General features: G+C 72.0%; 19 protein-coding genes. 10 read left to right on the top strand and 9 right to left on the bottom strand.

Features of this window, described 5'->3' with window-relative positions:
- Nucleotides 1-58 precede the first annotated feature (58 nt).
- On the top strand, nt 59-1,969 hold the full coding sequence (gene mdoH / locus ASG51_RS16135; protein ID WP_082514043.1) for a glucans biosynthesis glucosyltransferase MdoH: 1,911 nt from the start codon (nt 59-61) through the stop codon (nt 1,967-1,969).
- 45 nt (nt 1,970-2,014) lie between these two features.
- Here the strand turns inward: mdoH and ASG51_RS16130 are convergent, their stop codons facing one another.
- Nucleotides 2,015-2,437: a hypothetical protein gene (locus tag ASG51_RS16130; protein WP_056276272.1), complete on the bottom strand. Its 423-nt coding sequence runs from the start codon at nt 2,435-2,437 to the stop codon at nt 2,015-2,017.
- Nucleotides 2,438-2,507: 70 nt separating this feature from the next.
- Nucleotides 2,508-3,689 (bottom strand): aminotransferase class V-fold PLP-dependent enzyme, encoded by a 1,182-nt coding sequence (locus tag ASG51_RS16125; protein ID WP_056381856.1) that lies wholly within the window; start codon nt 3,687-3,689, stop codon nt 2,508-2,510.
- A 128-nt stretch (nt 3,690-3,817) separates the two neighbouring features.
- Between ASG51_RS16125 and ASG51_RS16120 the strand changes: the two genes are divergently transcribed.
- Nucleotides 3,818-4,351 (top strand): TspO/MBR family protein, encoded by a 534-nt coding sequence (locus tag ASG51_RS16120; RefSeq protein WP_056218624.1) that lies wholly within the window; start codon nt 3,818-3,820, stop codon nt 4,349-4,351.
- A gap of 11 nt (nt 4,352-4,362) precedes the next feature.
- Here ASG51_RS16120 and hemA read toward each other — a convergent pair whose 3' ends face one another.
- Nucleotides 4,363-5,709 carry a 5-aminolevulinate synthase gene (gene hemA, locus ASG51_RS16115; RefSeq protein ID WP_056276278.1) on the bottom strand — a complete coding sequence of 449 codons (1,347 nt, stop codon included), beginning with the start codon at nt 5,707-5,709 and terminating at the stop codon, nt 4,363-4,365.
- Nucleotides 5,710-5,857: 148 nt separating this feature from the next.
- On the opposite strand from hemA, the gene ASG51_RS24285 reads away from it, so the two are divergent.
- From ASG51_RS24285 to murA, 3 genes are all read left to right on the top strand, one after another.
- Nucleotides 5,858-6,208 carry a hypothetical protein gene (locus tag ASG51_RS24285; RefSeq protein WP_156389747.1) on the top strand — a complete coding sequence of 117 codons (351 nt, stop codon included), beginning with the start codon at nt 5,858-5,860 and terminating at the stop codon, nt 6,206-6,208.
- Complete coding sequence (locus ASG51_RS16110; protein WP_056351916.1) at nt 6,205-6,408, top strand: hypothetical protein; 204 nt, start codon at nt 6,205-6,207, stop codon at nt 6,406-6,408. Before ASG51_RS24285 ends, ASG51_RS16110 begins: the two co-directional genes overlap by 4 nt.
- Nucleotides 6,409-6,567: 159 nt before the next feature.
- Complete coding sequence (gene murA, locus ASG51_RS16105; RefSeq protein WP_056218613.1) at nt 6,568-7,857, top strand: UDP-N-acetylglucosamine 1-carboxyvinyltransferase; 1,290 nt, start codon at nt 6,568-6,570, stop codon at nt 7,855-7,857.
- Between the two features lie 43 nt (nt 7,858-7,900).
- Here murA and ASG51_RS16100 read toward each other — a convergent pair whose 3' ends face one another.
- Both ASG51_RS16100 and ASG51_RS16095 read right to left on the bottom strand, forming a co-directional pair.
- Nucleotides 7,901-8,248 carry a hypothetical protein gene (locus ASG51_RS16100; protein ID WP_244472682.1) on the bottom strand — a complete coding sequence of 116 codons (348 nt, stop codon included), beginning with the start codon at nt 8,246-8,248 and terminating at the stop codon, nt 7,901-7,903.
- A gap of 87 nt (nt 8,249-8,335) precedes the next feature.
- Entirely contained in the window at nt 8,336-9,409 is a 1,074-nt protein-coding gene (locus ASG51_RS16095) for a glycosyltransferase family A protein (RefSeq protein ID WP_056219462.1), read from the bottom strand.
- A gap of 312 nt (nt 9,410-9,721) precedes the next feature.
- On the opposite strand from ASG51_RS16095, the gene ASG51_RS16090 reads away from it, so the two are divergent.
- Genes ASG51_RS16090 through ASG51_RS16075 form a run of 4 tightly spaced genes read left to right on the top strand, consistent with a single transcriptional unit; the run spans nt 9,722 to nt 12,580 of the window.
- A complete protein-coding gene (locus ASG51_RS16090) occupies nt 9,722-10,201 on the top strand; it encodes a DUF2948 family protein (RefSeq protein ID WP_056218609.1) in 480 nt (159 codons plus the stop codon).
- Nucleotides 10,201-11,496, top strand: coding sequence for a histidinol dehydrogenase (hisD, locus tag ASG51_RS16085; RefSeq protein ID WP_056218606.1), 1,296 nt, complete (start codon nt 10,201-10,203; stop codon nt 11,494-11,496). The genes ASG51_RS16090 and hisD overlap by 1 nt, the downstream gene beginning before the upstream one ends.
- Nucleotides 11,497-11,503: 7 nt before the next feature.
- Complete coding sequence (locus ASG51_RS16080; RefSeq protein WP_082514042.1) at nt 11,504-12,076, top strand: UPF0262 family protein; 573 nt, start codon at nt 11,504-11,506, stop codon at nt 12,074-12,076.
- A gap of 42 nt (nt 12,077-12,118) precedes the next feature.
- Nucleotides 12,119-12,580 (top strand): low molecular weight phosphatase family protein, encoded by a 462-nt coding sequence (locus ASG51_RS16075; RefSeq protein ID WP_056218603.1) that lies wholly within the window; start codon nt 12,119-12,121, stop codon nt 12,578-12,580.
- Here the strand turns inward: ASG51_RS16075 and ASG51_RS16070 are convergent.
- Nucleotides 12,558-13,430 carry a C40 family peptidase gene (locus ASG51_RS16070; protein WP_200941353.1) on the bottom strand — a complete coding sequence of 291 codons (873 nt, stop codon included), beginning with the start codon at nt 13,428-13,430 and terminating at the stop codon, nt 12,558-12,560. The genes ASG51_RS16075 and ASG51_RS16070 overlap by 23 nt on opposite strands.
- 283 nt (nt 13,431-13,713) lie before the next feature.
- Here ASG51_RS16070 and ASG51_RS16065 point away from each other — a divergent pair, with 283 nt between their 5' ends.
- Nucleotides 13,714-14,070 carry a hypothetical protein gene (locus tag ASG51_RS16065; RefSeq protein ID WP_244472681.1) on the top strand — a complete coding sequence of 119 codons (357 nt, stop codon included), beginning with the start codon at nt 13,714-13,716 and terminating at the stop codon, nt 14,068-14,070.
- A gap of 61 nt (nt 14,071-14,131) precedes the next feature.
- On the opposite strand, the gene ASG51_RS16060 is transcribed toward ASG51_RS16065, so the two are convergent.
- The 3 genes from ASG51_RS16060 to ASG51_RS16050 all read right to left on the bottom strand — a co-directional run bounded on the left by ASG51_RS16060 (nt 14,132) and on the right by ASG51_RS16050 (nt 16,440).
- Complete coding sequence (locus ASG51_RS16060; protein WP_056218598.1) at nt 14,132-14,815, bottom strand: SDR family oxidoreductase; 684 nt, start codon at nt 14,813-14,815, stop codon at nt 14,132-14,134.
- Nucleotides 14,816-14,970: 155 nt separating this feature from the next.
- The gene (locus ASG51_RS16055; RefSeq protein WP_056218592.1) at nt 14,971-15,687 is read right to left on the bottom strand and encodes an MgtC/SapB family protein; all 717 of its coding nucleotides are present in this window, start codon (nt 15,685-15,687) and stop codon (nt 14,971-14,973) included.
- A gap of 51 nt (nt 15,688-15,738) precedes the next feature.
- Complete coding sequence (locus tag ASG51_RS16050) at nt 15,739-16,440, bottom strand: orotate phosphoribosyltransferase (RefSeq protein ID WP_056218588.1); 702 nt, start codon at nt 16,438-16,440, stop codon at nt 15,739-15,741.
- Nucleotides 16,441-16,489 lie beyond the last annotated feature (49 nt).

Below are 16,489 nucleotides of genomic sequence, written 5' to 3'. Positions count from 1 at the left end.
CGCCGGCCCGCCCGGTCGAGGGATCACGGTGTCCCCTCCTTCGAGTTTCCCGCGCCCCATGTCCCACAGGTTGTCGCACGACGCCCCGGCGGCTGAAATCCCGGGTCCGCTGGAATTCTCACCCGAGGCGCGCGGTTCCTTCTCCGCCGCGGTCCTGGCCCGCCGGCTGCTGCTGGCTCTCCCGCCCCTCGCCCTGGGCGCTCTCGTCGCCGCCCTGGCGCTCGGCGCCTATGGAACGCCGTCCGGCCTCCTCGGCGGGGCGGTGCTCGGGCTGTTCGCCCTCGTGATGACCTGGCAGGCCTTCGTAGCCTGGCAATACGTCTACGGCCTCGTCGCCACGGCTTTCGGCGACCGGGCGAAATCCGCCCTGGAGCGACGCTCCCTCACCGTGCCGGCGGAGGCCTCGGGCCTGAGCCGGACGGCGGCCGTGGTGGCGATCCACGCGGAGGACGCCGTGGCGGTGTTCGCGGCGCTGCGCGTCATGGCCCGCTCGCTGCAGCGGGCCGGGGGCGACGGCGGCGACATCGACATCTTCGTTCTCTCCGACACGCGGGACGGGGCCATCGCGGCGATCGAGGAGCATGAATTCGCGCGGATCGAGGCCTGGACCCGCCAGCACGGCCCCGGCCTGCCGCGCATCCGCTACCGGCGCCGCCGGGACAATGCCGGCCGCAAGGCGGGCAACATCGCGGAGTTCTGCAAGACCTACGGGCCCGAATACGACTTCATGATCGTGCTCGACGCCGACAGCCTGATGACCGGCAGCGCCATGCGCCGCCTCGCCCGGCTGATGGAGGAGAACCCCCGGGTCGGGCTGATCCAGACCGTGTCCTACGCCACCGGGCGCGACACCCTGTTCGCCCGCATCCAGCAATTCGCCGTGCGGCTCTACGCGCCGCTGGCGATCCGCTGCCTGGAGACCTGGCAGGGGCCGGACGGCAGCTATTGGGGCCACAACGCCATCGTGCGCGTCGCGGCCTTCGCCAACAATGCCGCGTTGCCCGTGCTGCCCGGCAAGGCCCCCTTGGGCGGCGAGATCCTGTGCCACGACATCGTCGAGGGCGCGCTCCTGCGCCGGGCCGGCTGGGAGGTTCGCCTGCTGCCGGAGATGGGCGGCACCTGGGAGGAGATGCCGACGAACCTCGTCGACCTCCTCGGGCGCGAACGCCGCTGGTGCCAGGGCAACATGCAGCACCTGCGCGTCACCGCCATGCCGGGCCTGCGCCCCGCCAGCCGCTGGCACCTCGCCGTCGGCATCCTGTCCTACGTGGCCTGCCCGCTCTGGGTGCTGTTCCTCGCCTTCGGCACGCTCCAGGCGGCACGGACCGGCGATCTCGGCCTGCTCGGCTACGGCCTGACCGGCACGGGCGCCGCCGCCCACGCCCTCGCCGCCCTGGTGGTCACGATCCTGGCCGTGCCGAAGCTCCTCAGCCTCGGCCACGTGCTGGCTTCGGCCGAACGCCGCGCGGCCTTCGGCGGCACCGCCGCGCTCCTGAAGAGCGCCGTCCTCGAACAGGCGATCTGGGTCCTGCTCTGGCCGGTGATGACGCTGTTCGCGGCGGGCGCCGTCGCCACCACCTTCGTGGGGCGCGTCGTGCGCTGGGACGCGCAGGTGCGCGACGACCGCCGCGTACCGTGGGCCGAGGCCTGCCGGCTCCAGGTCGACACCCTCGTGGCGGGCGCCCTGCTGGCGGGCGGCCTCGCCTTCGCCGGCGATCCCTGGCTCGCCCTCTGGATGGCTCCGGTGGCGCTCGGCCTGCTGTCGAGCCCGGCCCAGAGCGTGCTGACGAGCAGCGCCCGCCTCGGCCGGATCTCGCAGACCCGGCGCCTGTTCCTGACCGTGGACGACACCGCCCGCGCGCCGGAGCTCACCGCCCTGGCGCAGAGCCGCGGCGGGGCAGCCGAGGCCGGCCGTGGTCGGGCCGAGCCGACCTGGCTCGCCGACGAGGTGCCGGCCTCCTCGAGCTGAACCGGGACGACGTCCGCCCCGCGAGTCGTCCGGCCCGGACCCGCGTCACTGCTTCTCGAGCACCTTGATCGGGTCGGTGCGCTGGGCCGGACTCGGCTCCTTGGTGGCGCTGCCGGTGCCCTTGCCGGCGCGGGAATCGTCGGCCTGCCTCGGCAGGCCGGTGCCGCTCGCCAGTTCGAGGCAGGTCACCATCTCGACGTAGGACGGGAAGCCGCCGGCCTCGAACTGCTTCTCGCACTGGCGCTTGGCGGCGGGGGTGAACTCGTTCCAGCGGCGCTTGACCTCGTCGTGCGAGGCACGCTCGGAGCGCAGGCAACCTTCCTGGCTGGCATTGTCGCTGACGCTCGCCGAGGCCGCCGACTGGCAGGTCTTCTCGATGTTCAGCTCGGGCGGCCCGCTGTCGGCACGGGCGGGCACGCCGAAGAGGAGGAGCGCGAAGGCTCCGGTGAGCAGGGCAGGCTTCGGCATGGTCGGGCGGTCTCTCGCGATGATCCTGCCCACCAACGCGCGAGGCCCCTTCCCCGCACCACGCGAAAATTCACGCATCCCGCAGGGCGGCGTCGAGGTCGGCGAACAGGTCGTCCACCGCCTCGATCCCCGTGGACAGCCGCAGGAGATCCGGCGGGCACGGGGAATCCGGCCCCTCCACCGAGGCCCGGTGCTCGATCAGGCTCTCGACGCCGCCGAGCGACGTCGCCCGCTTCCACAGCCGAACCCGCGCCGCCGCGGCAATCGCCGCCGCCTCGCCGTCCCGCACCCGGATCGACAGCATGAAACCGAAGCCGCCCTGCATCTGCCGGGCTGCCACCGCATGGCCGGGATCGTCCGGCAGGCCGGGATAGAGGACGCGCGAGACGTTCGGATGCGCCTGGAGGCGGCGGGCGAGTTCGGCCGCGCTGGCGGCCTGCGCCGCCGCCCGCAGCGGAAGGGTGCGCAGCGAGCGCATCAGCAGGTAGGCCTCGAACGGGCCGAGGATGGCCCCGCCGCCCGAGCGGATCGCCGCGAGGCGCTCCCAGAACGCGTCCGCCCGGGCCCCGGCGAGCACCCCCGCCACCACGTCGGAATGGCCGTTCAGGATCTTGGTGGCCGAGTGCATCACGATGTCGGCGCCGAGCGTCAGCGGCCGGGTGTGGATCGGGGAGGCGGCGGTGGAATCGACGGCGAGACGGGCGCCCGCCGCGTGCGCGAGGCGGGCGGCCTCGGCGATGTCGGTGACCGTCCAGAGCGGGTTGCCGGGGGTCTCGATCCAGACGAGCGTCGTGGTACCGGGCCGGATCGCCCGTTCCAGGGCGGGCAGGTCGTCCATGTCGACGAAATCGACCGCGATCCGCCGGCGCGGCATCTCGGCGTTGAGCCAGCGCTTCAGGCCCCAGTACATCACCCGGGGCGCCACCACGTGGTCGCCGGGCTCCAGGGCTGTGAAGACGGCGGTGGCCGCCGCCATGCCGGAGCCGAACAGCAGGGCGCCGGCCGCCGCGTCCTCCAGCATCGCCAGCACGGCCTCCGCCTCCCGCACGGTGGCGTTGTCGGGGCGCGCGTAGGAGAAGCCCGAGCTGTAGCCGTTGTCTGGATCGCGCAGGAAGGTGGTCGCCACGTGCAGGGGTGCCACCACGGCCCGCGTCACCGGGTCGACATGGCCCAGGGCCTGGGCGGCGAGACTGCGCTTCGCGAACGCGGGCGCAGCATCCGAAGGCGGCTTCGGTGCGTTCGGTTCCGACATGGGGCGTGTTCGTCCGTCAGGGTTCTGTTGACCGGCCCGCGCCGACCGGTGCACGGACCCGCAGGCGCGGCGTCCTCTCCCTCTAAAGGTGAGAGAAATCTCGCCCAAGGCAAGGAATCCCGTTCGTCATGTCCCGTGCGCCCGCCTCGTCGCCGATCCACATTCCCACCGCGCCCGCCCTGGCCCTGCCCGGGCGGCTGGCGGCGGCGATCCTGCCGGTGGTGCTGACGGCCGTGCTCGGCTCGTCCGCCACCGGCCCGAACATCGACGGATGGTATGCCGGGCTGACGAAACCGGCCTTCAACCCGCCGAACTGGGCGTTCCCGGTGGCCTGGACGATCCTCTACGGGATGATCGCGCTCTCGGCCTTCCGGCTCCTCGGGGTGAAGCCGCGCACGGGTCCGAGCCAGGGGGCGTGGCGGCTGGCACTGGTCGCCTTCGCGGTGCAGCTCGCCCTCAACGCCGCCTGGACCCCGACCTTCTTCGCCGCGCACGCCCTCGGGGCGGCCCTGGTGGTCTCGGCCGCGATGTGGGTGATGATCCTCTGGACGATCCGCCTGTCCTGGCGCTTCGACCGGGCGGCGGCGGGGCTGCTGGTGCCCTACGCCGCCTGGGTCGGCTTCGCGACCGTGCTCACCGGCGCGATCTGGCGCCTGAACTGAGGCGAGGCCGGCTACTCGGCCGCCTCGACGAACACCGTCCCGGCGCGCGGGAGGTCGAGGGTGTCCCAGGTCTCGGCGAGCGCGGCCGTCAGCTTGGCGATGCGGGCATCGTCGTGGAAGGGCGAGGGCGTGATCCGCAGGCGCTCGGTGCCGCGCGGGACGGTGGGGTAGTTGATCGGCTGGATGTAGATGCCGTGATGCTCCAGCAGGTGGTCGGCTGCCGCCTTGCACAGCTCGGCGTCGCCCACCATCACGGGCACGATGTGGGTGTCGGTGTGCAGCACCGGCAGGCCGGCGGCCTCCAGGGCGGCCTTGGTGCGGGCGGCCTGGCGCTGGTGCGCTTCGCGCTCGGCGTTCGAGCGCTTGAGGTAGCGCACCGAAGCGATGGCGGCGGCGGCGATGGCCGGCGGCAGGGCGGTGGTGAAGATGAAGCCCGGGGCGTGGCTGCGGACCGCGTCGCACAGGACCGCGGACCCCGTGATGTAGCCGCCGACGCAGCCGAAGCCCTTGGCCAGTGTACCCTCGATCACGTCGACCCGGTGCATCACCCCGTCGCGCTCGGAGATGCCGCCGCCGCGCGGCCCGTAGAGGCCGACCGCGTGGACCTCGTCGAGGTAGGTCAGGGCGCCGTACCGGTCGGCGAGATCGCAGATCGCGCCGATGTCGGAGACGTCGCCGTCCATGGAATAGACGCTCTCGAAGGCGATCAGCTTCGGGCGGTCGCCCGCCGCGATCAGAAGCTCCTCGAGATGGGCCAGGTCGTTGTGGCGGAAGACGCGCTTCTCGCAACCGGAATGGCGTACGCCCTCGATCATCGAGTTGTGGTTGAAGGCGTCCGATAGGATCAGGCAGTTCGGGATCAGCTTGGCGATCGTCGAGATGCCGGCTTGGTTCGAGACGTAGCCCGAGGTGAAGACGAGGCCGGCCTCCTTGCCGTGCAGGTCGGCGAGCTCCCGCTCCAGGTCGACCAGCGGCGAATTGTTGCCGGCGATGTTGCGGGTGCCGCCGGCGCCGACGCCGCAGCGGGCCGCCGTGCGGGTCATGGCGCCGACCACGTCCGGATGCTGGCCCATGCCGAGGTAGTCGTTCGAGCACCAGACGGTGATCTCGGAGGTGCCGCCGTCGGGCTTGCGCCAATGCGCGGTCGGGAAGCGGCCGGCGATGCGCTCGATATCGGCGAACACCCGGTAGCGACGCTCGCCGTGCAGGCGATCCAGGGCCGTGCGGAAATGCGCCTCGTAGTCGGTCCGGCCCTGACCGATGGATCCCACAGACTTGGCCTCGCAGCCCGCTCCCTGGCCCGTTCCCTGCTTGGTGTCGCTGATCTTGATCGTCGCGGGCATGCGGTTCACGGGCATCCGTCCTTCACGCTTGGGCTGAGGGGCCGGCGGTGGGATCGCGGCCTCTGGCGGGATCGTTTCCACGCGGACCCTCGTGCGGGGGGCCCTTGATGCAATCGGTCTCGTTGACGAGCGTGGCGCCGACTCCGTGAAGGAGTTGCTGACGATGCTCGTCCTGACGCGGGTTTCCCCGACGTTCGGGTTTCCCCGACGCGATGGCGACGATACAGGTGAACTTGGAATTGGTTCAAGTCGACATCCGCATTCCTGCTTTGCATCCATCGACCAGGGCCTGCAAAGCCGACACGGTGACGTGGCGACGATGGGTCGCGCGGGCCGTGCCGGCCCCGACCCTTCGCCAGATGAATCCGACGAGACCTTAGAACCCGACAAGATCTCGAACCCGATAAGACCCTGGAACCCGATTGAGACCATGGAACGCGCCGGGACCATGCGAGCCTTGAAACCGGATCGCCGCCGCAACCGATCCCAGCCTGACCCGATTTCCGCGCCATGACGGACGACGAGACCGGACCCGACGGGAAGGGGTCTCCCGAAACCTCCGCCAAGGCGCCGCCCAAGAGCGCCGCCGAGCAGCGGGCCGAGCGCCTGAAGGCTGCCCTGCGCGACAACCTGCGCCGTCGCAAGGCACAGGTGCGCGGGCGTTCGCTCGGCTCCGGACCCGACGAAACACCCGGATCCGGCGGCGAAGCCTAATCGGGCGCCCTGAACCTCCTTTTCGACAAAACTTGGCTATAACGGTGCTGTTTCCACGGGGGCGGCTCGCGTCCCGCCAGGTTTCACGTTCGATTTCTCCGGCCCGCGGCGCGGCCTGCGCCCCCGGCGGGCAAGATTTTAGGCAAGGTTGTAGAGACGATGGACCGCATCAACATCATCGGCGGCCGCCCGCTGCACGGCGTGATCCCGATCTCGGGCGCCAAGAACGCCGCGCTGCCCCTGATGATCGCCAGCCTGATGACCGGCGAGACCCTGGAACTCGGCAACGTGCCGCGGCTCGCCGACATCAACGCGCTGCTGCGCATCCTCGGCAATCACGGCGTCGACCACATGGTGGTGGGCAAGCGCCCGGGCCAGACCACCGAGACCGGCCAGACCATCCGCCTCACCGCCTCCAACGTCATCGACACCACGGCGCCCTACGAGCTGGTCTCGACCATGCGGGCGAGCTTCTGGGTGATCGCGCCGCTGCTCGCCCGCTTCGGCGAGGCCCGGGTCTCGATGCCCGGCGGCTGCGCCATCGGGACGCGCCCGGTCGACCTGCTGCTGATGGCGCTGGAGCGCCTTGGCGCCACCGTCGAGGTCGATGGCGGCTACGTCGTCGCGAAGGCCAAGAACGGCCTGCGCGGGGGCGAGATCCACTTCCCCAAGGTGACGGTGGGGGGCACCCACGTGGCGCTGATGGGGGCGGCCCTGGCCAACGGCTCGACCCTGATCGAGAACGCCGCCCGCGAGCCCGAGGTCGTCGATCTCGCCGCCTGCCTCACCAAGATGGGCGCCCGCATCGAGGGGGCCGGTACGCCGCGCATCACCGTCGAGGGCGTCTCGCGCCTGCATGGCGCCCGCCACGACGTGCTGCCCGACCGCATCGAGACCGGCACCTACGCCATGGCGGTGGCCATGACCGGCGGCGACGTGACCCTGGAGAACACCCGCGCCGACCTGCTGCACGCGGCCCTCGACGTGCTGGCGACCACGGGCGCCGAGATCACCACGGGCACCGATACCATCCGCATCCGCCGCAACGGTGGGGGCATCGCCGCGGTCGACATCACCACCGACCCGTTCCCCGGCTTCCCCACCGACCTGCAGGCGCAGTTCATGGCGCTGATGACGCTGGCCAAGGGCCAGTCCAACATTCGCGAGACGATCTTCGAGAACCGCTTCATGCATGTGCAGGAGTTGGCCCGCCTCGGCGCCCGGATCCGGCTCGAGGGCGACCTCGCCATCGTCGAGGGCGTCGAGCGCCTGAAGGGCGCGCCCGTGATGGCCACGGACCTCCGCGCCTCCGTCTCCCTCGTCATCGCGGGCCTGGCGGCCGAGGGCGAGACCAGCATCAACCGGGTCTACCACCTCGACCGCGGCTTCGAGGCCCTGGAGGCCAAGCTCGCCCGCTGCGGCGCCGAGATCACCCGCGTCCGCAGTTGACGGGACCCGCCCGCCGCCCGCTCCGGGCGGCGGGTGGGTCGGATCAGCCGCCGATCTCGCCGTGCTTGCGACCGAAACCGGGAATGTCGCAGCCGCAGCGCGAGCCGTAGGGTTGTGGGCGGGTGATGCAGTTGCCACGCTGGGTCAGGCAGAGGCGTCCGAATCCGCCGCCGTAGCCATGGGGGCGCCGGTCGTACCGGTCCTCGTCGTAGCGCCGGCGCTCGTAGCGATCCTCGTCGTAGCGGCGCTCGAAGCGATGGGGACGATCGTCGTCGCCGTAATACTGCGCCCGCGCTTCGAAAGCACCGAGGCCGGTGCCGAGCGTCGCCGCGGTGGCGAGGGCGAGAATCGCGGTCCTGATGGTCTTTGACGTCATGGCCTTGCGTGTCATGGCTGCATCCCCTCGGAAGTGGCGCTCGATCTAGCGACCCCGGGCTGAACGCTCCCTGAGGGCATGCGGCGATCGGGGAGGCGCATCTCAGCCCAGGAACCGGGTGACCAGGCGCACCGCCGGGAGCACCGCCCGGGCCAGCCGGATCTGGCCGGGCAGCTGCCGAGGCCCGAGCGGCCGGTGGACGAGGCGCGGACTGGCGCGCTCGGCCTCGGCCACCGCGTGGCCCGCCAGGGGATGGGCCGCGACGCGGACGGCATCCGCCTCGGTGATCCGCAGGGCCCGGGCCCAGCCACGCTCGGTACCGAGCCGGCCCGCCGCGTGCAGGCGGCGCAGGCGCCGCCGCCAGGCGTAGCGGAAGAGCGCCCGCGGCACCGGTTCGAGGCGGGCGTCGCACAGGCTGTCGGGCTTCTCGCAGCGCGCCCGGATGGTGTCGGCGACGCCGCCTGGCGCCCGGCCCACGAGGCGCCCCGAGACCGTGACCAGGATGGCCGGGTCGTGCCGGACATGCAGCCCCTGCGCGAGCAGCAGCGCCACGAACGCGCCGTCTTCGCCGAGCGCGATCGCCGGCATGCCCCCCACCGCCCGGTAGGCCGCGAGGCTGACGCTCAGGGTGGCGCCGATGGTGGTGCGGTGGCAGGGCCAGGGATCGTGCGGATCGGGGTCGATGCGCGCCTCCGCCTCGGTGAGGAGATCGCTGTAGAGGTCCTCCCGCTCGCCGCGCCAGTGCAGGGAGGGCGGCAGCAGGGCGCGCTCGTCCGAATCGAGCGCGATGCGGCCGGCCACCGCGTCGGCGCCCCGGTCGAGGGCGGCCCGGTTGCGTGCGACCCAGTCCGACGGAACCCGGCTGTCGGCGTCGGTCGAGAGGATCATGCCGTCCCCGCCGAGCCAGTCGGCCGCCCGGTTCATCGCCTCGCGCCGGGCCCAGCCCGCATGGGCGCCGGCATACGTGACGTGGGTGACCCGGACCGGCACCGACATCCGCGGCGCGAGATCGGCCACGATCGCCTCGGTGGCGTCGGTGCAGTTGTTGAGAAACAGCACGACGCCGAGACTCCCTGGCGGGATCCCCGTCTGGGCGTCGATCGCGCGCAGGCAGGCCGCGATGCGCTCGGCCTCGTTGCGCACCGGGATGGCGACGACCGCGCCGGGCGCGGCCAGGGCGGGACCGGTGGATCTGGCCGAGGTCTCGGCTTGGCCCGGGGACTCGGCTTGGCCCGGGGACTCGGCTTGGCCCGGGGAGCCGGCGGCTTCGGTGAGAGGGGGAAGAGACACGGTGCGAACTCCGTTCGCCGGTGCCGACACGGAGCCGGCGCAGCGACGCGTCCCTAACAGGTCCGGCAAGCGGGACAATGGCGGAGTTCGCCCCCGCCTGTTGCCGTGGGCGGGTCCCCTCGCTACCTACGGCTCCCATACCGCGAACGGCCGAGCCCGCACCGGGCCGGCCCGCCGACAAGAGCGCGACATCCGATCATGGAGCTTCTCAGGCTCGCCGCCCTCGACGCCGAAGATCTGGGCGTCATCTCCGCCCACCTGCAGGACGCGATCCTGAAGGGGAGCGACCTCGCCTATCTGGGCGCGCAGCATCGGTTCGTCCTGGTGGCGCGCCGCTTCGACTGGTCGGCGGAGGACGGTGCGCCGCCGCGCCGGCGCCTGACGGGCATCCATTTCGAACGGGTGCTGAAGGTGCGCACGCGCGGCATCACGCCCGGCGCGGATGCCGAGACGCCCCTCGAACTCCTCGCCGTCACCTTCGCGCCGACCGAGGCGCCGTCCGGCATCGCCACCCTGGTCTTCGCCGGCGGCGCGGCGATCCAGCTCGAACTCGAATGCATCGAGGTCCAGTTGAAGGATCTCGGCCCGGTCTGGGAGGTCGAGGGGCGCCCCGACCACGAGGCCGTGGTCGCCGGGCGCGCCGCCATCGCGGGCGACGCCCGAGAAGGAAACACCTGATGGTCCGCCTCGATTCCCGCGACGAAGACTTCGCCGAAGCCTTCGCGCGCCTGCTCAGCGTCAAGCGTGAGATCTCCGAGGATGTCGACGAGACCGTGCGCGGCATCATCGCGGGCGTGGTCGCGGGCGGCGACGCGGCGCTGGTCGACTACACCCGCCGCTTCGACCGGCTCGGCGAGGATTTCACCGTCGCGTCGCTGCGCGTCACCCCGGCCGAGATCGAGGCCGCCGTCGCGGCCTGCCCGCCCGACGCCCTGGAGGCCCTGCGCTTCGCCGCCGCCCGGATCGAGGCGTTCCACGCCGCCCAGGTGCCCGCCGACCACAGCGCCACCGACAGCCTGGGGGTCACCGCCGGCTGGCGCTGGACGGCGCTGGAATCCGTCGGCCTCTACGTACCCGGCGGCACCGCGAGCTATCCCTCCTCGGTGCTCATGAACGCCATTCCGGCCCGCGTCGCCGGGGTGCCGCGCGTCGTCATGGTGGTGCCGATGCCGGAAGGCACGATGAACCCGCTGGTGCTCGCCGCCGCGCAGCTCGCCGGCGTCGACGAGGTCTACCGGGTGGGCGGCGCCCAGGCGGTGGCGGCGCTGGCCTACGGCACCGAGACGATCGCACCGGTGGCCAAGATCGTCGGGCCCGGCAACGCCTGGGTGGCCGCGGCCAAGCGCCGGGTGTTCGGGCAGGTCGGCATCGACATGATCGCCGGCCCCTCCGAGGTGCTGATCCTGGCCGACGCCCATGCCAATCCCGACTGGGTGGCGGCGGACCTCCTGGCCCAGGCCGAGCACGACACGGCGGCCCAATCCATCCTGATCACGGATTCCGAAGCGCTGGCCGGCGACGTGGCCGAGGCGGTGGAACGGGCGCTCGGCACCCTGCCGCGGGCCGACATCGCCCGGGCGAGCTGGCGCGACTACGGCGCCATCGTGGTGGTGCGGGACTTCGACGAGGCGGTGCCGCTGGTGGATCGCCTCGCCCCCGAGCACCTGGAGATCGAGACGCGGGACGCCGAGGGGCTCGCCGCCAAGGTCCGCAACGCCGGCGCGATCTTCCTCGGCTCGCACACGCCGGAGGCCATCGGCGACTATGTCGGCGGCCCCAACCACGTCCTGCCCACCGCCCGCTCGGCGCGGTTCTCCTCCGGGCTCGGCGTGCTCGATTTCATGAAGCGCACCACGATCCTGCGCTGCGACCCGGCGGCCCTCCGGGCGCTGGGCCCCGCGGCCATCGCCCTCGGACGGTCGGAGGGCCTGGAAGGCCACGCCCGCTCGGTGGCGATCCGCCTGAACCTGTGAGGGCCTGATGTCCGGCGCGGCCAATTCGAGCGAAGCGAAATCCCGGGACGCCGAGGTGGCGGACGCCAAGGCGGCGGACGTGAAGGCGGCGGAGGCGAAGGCGGGGGAGGCGAAGTCGCCGCATCGCCTCGCGGTGGTGACCCTCGACGAGGAGTCGATCGGGCGGGGCAACCCGGACCAGGAGCACGAGCGCGCCATCGCGATCTTCGACATCCTGGAGGACAACAGCTTCACGGTCCCCGGCCGCGAGGGGCCCTACGCCCTCACGCTCGGGCTCGTGGAAAGCAAGCTCGCCCTCGTCATCAAGCGCGCGGACGGCGACCCGGTGATGACCCACCTCCTGTCGCTGACCCCGTTCCGCCGGGTGATCCGCGACTACGAGATGATCTGCGAGAGCTACTACAACGCCATCCGCACCGCCTCGCCGACCCAGATCGAGGCGATCGACATGGGCCGGCGCGGCCTGCACAACGAGGCGTCCGACCTGCTGCGCCAGCGCCTCGAGGGCAAGGTCGACCTCGACCACGACACCGCGCGCCGCCTCTTCACTCTGGTCTTCGCCTTGCACTGGAAGGCCTGAGCCGCGACCCCACTCGAAGCGCGAGGCTGAGAAGAAGACCGGATGGCGGACGCGACCGGCCCGAAGAAGACGCGCGTGCAGTCGGCCCTGTTCATGTGCAACTTCAACGCCGTGCGCTCGCTCGCGGCGGAGGCCATCGCGCGCCACTACTTCGGCAAGTCGATCTACGTGCAGTCGGCCGGCGTCCGCTCCGGCGAGCCCGCCGACCCGTTCATGGTGGCGGCCCTCGACGAGATCGGCATCGACGCGACGCGCCACAAGCCGCGCACCCTGGCCCAGCTCGAGGAGTGGGAGGGCCTGAACTTCGACCTCATCGTCACCCTGGCGCCCGAAGCCCACCACGCCGCCCTGGAGCTGACCCGCACCAACGCGGTCGAGGTCGAGTACTGGCCGACCCCCGACCCGACCCACATCCAGGACGGCACCCGCGAGCAGCGCCTCGACGCCTACCGCGACGTCCGCGACGGTCTGGTCTACCGGATCAAGATGCGGCTGAAGGCGTAAGACGCCGGAGCGACGTCACTGGGCCGTAGCTCTTCTCCCGGATGCGGGCGACGGCCTCGGCGAGGGGCTCCACCGCCACCGCCATGTGGTGGCCGTTGGCGTGGATGAGGCGGGCGGCGTCGAGCATCAGCCCGACATGGCCGCGCCAGAACACGAGATCGCCGCGCCGCAGACCCTCGAAGTCCGGGGGCAGGGCCTCGCCGAGCCCGCGCTCCTGCTGGTCGGCGTCCCGCGGCGCCAGGATCCCGGCCTGCGCGAGGCAGAGCTGGACGAGGCCCGAGCAGTCGAGGCCGAGACTGGTGCGCCCACCCCAGAGATAGGGCGTGCCGACGAGGCGTTCGGCGGTGGCGGCGTAATCGGGTTCGACGGCGTCGAGGCGCGCGCAGTGGCCGGCAAAGACGTAGCCACTCGCGATCCGGAGATAGTCGCCCCGGGTCTCCGTCGGTCGGAGGCGGGCGCCCAGGGTCAGCCAGCCGCTGGCGGGCTGCTTCAGGTCGGGGCCCGGATAGAGGAAGCTGCGCAGGGCGGTGATGCGGTGCGTCGGCGCCTGCGCGGGGCCGAGGGCCGCCTCGGGGAGGTAGCCCACATAGCCGTCATGGGCGAACTGGACGAAGACGAAGCCCTCCTCGGCGCCGTAGGCGGTCACCGCGTCCCCCATCACCGCCTCGGTCTCGAGACCGGCATCGAAGCGGGGCGTCCGGCGCAAGGGGGCCGAGGGTACGACCACCGCGCGGGCCTCGCCCACGACGTAGCGTTCGGCCGCCACATGGCCGCGCAGGCGCACATCGGCGATCTCGGGCCGGGCCGGAACGAGACGCGCGTCGGAGAGATCGAACAGAGAATCCGCCATAGCCCCCACCCTCATGGCCCCGACTATCGACGCTCGCCGACCGCATCGCAACAGCCCGGACGTGTCCCGAGGGCACGCGGCATTTCGACGCTTGGCCCTGCCCATTCGGCCGGCAGGGCGCTTCTCGTCCAGGTAGATCCCTTCAACGGCTCGCCGAAGGCGCTGATCGAAAATCCATCACGCCCCCGCGATGCATCGGACGCGCGGCTCGCCCCGCATGTGTGCACTGCACAAACGCTAAGATCGCGCGTATGGTCCGGTGATGCCCCAAGCGAGTCGCGCCGTGAAGAAGCCCTCGAAGTCCTTCCAGGATCTCCCGCCGATCCGCGTGCGGCGCGAGCCGCCGACAATCCCGGAGGCCGTCGCCGCGGCCCAGGACCTCGCCGACGACATCGAGCAGCAGGTGGAGATCGCCGCCGGCCTCATTGGCCTGCCGCCGGAGGCGGTGCGCGAGCACGTGGTCGCCGCCGCCAAGGTCCGGTCCGAGGCCAAGCCCGATCGGATCTCCGAGCGGATGCCGGAGCGCATCTTCACCGCCGCCAGCCCGAGCCGGGCACCGCGCACCGTCATCGTCGAGCGCCGGACCCGGCCGCCGGTGGTGGTCGAGCGGCGCGGGCGACCGCCGATCGGGCGCCCCTGACCGGAGGGCCGGCTTTCCGCCGGCCCCCGGGTCTTTCGCCGCTCGACCAGTCCAGGGGACCCTACCAGTCCAAAGTCTTGCCGGTGTAGTCGAGATAGGCCGTACCGCTCTGTCCGAGCCGGGCCGCGATCACGTCGGCCATGCCGGTGACGCTGGTGGCGACGTCGATGTCGGCATCGGCCCCGCCCATCTCGGTGCGGACCCAGCCCGGATGCAGCAGCAGCACGCCGAAGCCGGCCTCCCGGTGGCGGATCTCGAAGCTGCGCACCAGGGTGTTGAGGGCGGCCTTGCTCGCCCGGTAGTTCTCCCAGCCGCCGGATTCGTTGAGGCCGACGCTGCCGAGGATCGAGCTCATGAAGGCGACGAGGCCCTTCGGCGCCAGCCGGTCAAGGAAGGCCTCGGCGAAACGCACCGGGCTGATCGCATTGGTCAGGTAGACCTGGGCGGCGACGTCGCGTGGCACCAGGTGCAGCGGCTCGTGGGCCTGAGTCGCCACGCCCGCCACCACGAAGATCAGGTCGAAGCTCTGGCCCGCCAGGCGGTCGTGCAGGGTGGACACCGCGCGATCGTCGTCGATGTCGGCCGTCTCGACCGTGAGGGCCTCGGAGGCCAGCGCGGCGAGGCCCGGGGAGGCCGAGCGCTGCGTCGCGGTCACCCGCCACCCGCGTTGGAGGAAGGTCTCGACGAGGCCGAGCCCGAGGCCGCGCGAGGCCCCGACGATGAGCGCGTTCTTCTGGGATGCCATGGTGATCCGTGTCCCTGGTTCGCGGAAGGGGTTCGTGAAGGGCTTGCCGCCCGGGGGCGGCGCCGCCCTCCCCTGTCCGGGGAGGTTGGACGAAGGCGTCGGTCCGGCAATCCGGGCCGCGGGCGCCGAGGTGCGCGGGCGCACCCGCGCGGGCCTCAATCCGCCGTCTGCACCGACCAGGTCGCGTGCTCGATCCCGGGCATCCGCGCGAGGCCCGCCACCACGGCGTCGAGCTCGGCGCCGGCCACCGCCGTCGCCACCAGGGTCGCCACCACCTCGACGGTGTCCTCGCCCCGCTCCACCACCTCGATCCCGCCGACGGGGTACTGCGCCGCCTCCAGGCGCTCCACCAGGAGGTCGCGGGCCGGGCCGGCGCCGTCCGCCTGCACCGTCACCTGCACCTCGTAGGTCGCCTCGGTCTGGCTCTCGTCGATGGGCGCGCGGTTGATGGCGTTGACGAGGGGCCGCAGCAGGGTGTTGCCGGCGAGCACCGCGGCGGTGACGAAGGCCGCCTCCAGGGGAAAGTCGGCGCCCGCGAAAGCGCCCACGGCGGCCGAGCACCAGAGGGTCGCGGCGGTGTTGAGGCCGCGGACGTTCATGCCCTCCTTCATGATCACGCCGGCGCCGAGGAAGCCGACGCCCGAGATCACGTAGGCCACCGTGCGGGTGCCGCCGGGCGCCCCTTCGAGGCGCATGCCGAGGTCGACGAAGGCGGCCGCCCCCACCGCCACCAGGACGTTGGTCCGCAGGCCGGCCGTGCGCTGTCGGTACTGGCGCTCGGCCCCGATCAGGGTGCCGAGCCCGAAGGCGACGAGGAGGCTGATCGCCGAATTGACGGCTTCGGGCATCGGCCCGGACAGGAAGGGGATCATCGTCCTGCCCTGACGCGGTCCCGTGACGGGACCATGACGGCGCGACCGGGATCAGGCCTGCGGGTAGTCGGAGATGCCGCCATGCGCCGCCGACCACTTGGCGGGCTCGTGCAGGAAGCTCTCCACCTCGGCGAGGATCTTCGGGTCGAAGTGGCCGCTCTCCTTGGCCACCGCCAGCACGTCCCACCAGGTGGTGAGGTAGTGCAGCTGGACGCCGAGGTCGGCCATGAGTTCGCGGCTGTTGGGGAAGATGTCGTAGAAGAACATCACGAAGCAGTGGTCGACCTGGGCGCCGGCATCGCGCAGGGCCTTGCAGAACAGCGCCTTGCTGCGCCCGTCGGTGGCGAGATCCTCCACCAGCAGGGTCCGGGCGCCCTCCACCACCTCGCCCTCGATCTGGGCGTTGCGGCCGAAGCCCTTGGGCTTCTTGCGCACGTACTGCATCGGCAGCATCAGCCGGTCGGAGATCCAGGCCGCGAAGGGGATGCCGGCCGTCTCGCCGCCGGCCACGTGGGTGATCGACTCGTAGCCGATGTCGCGCACGATGGTGGCGGCGGCGAAGTCGTTCAGGGTGGAGCGCAGGCGCGGATACGAGATGATCTTGCGGCAGTCGATGTAGACCGGGCTCGCCCAGCCCGAGGTGAAGGTGAAGGGCGTCTCCTGGTAGAAGTGCACCGCCTTGATCTCGAGGAGCATCTTGGCCGCCTCGCGGGCGATCACGGCGCGGTCGATCGGCAGGAAGGAGGTCGTCATGCGCGGGTTCGCTCTCGTGCGGGCGGCGGCCGCGGCCCCGTCCCGCCTC

The sequence above is a fragment of the Methylobacterium sp. Leaf465 genome (genome assembly GCF_001424705.1).
Lineage (GTDB): Bacteria > Pseudomonadota > Alphaproteobacteria > Rhizobiales > Beijerinckiaceae > Methylobacterium.
Note: the sequence above shows the minus strand (reverse complement) of the source record. Positions and strands in the feature narration are given on the sequence as shown.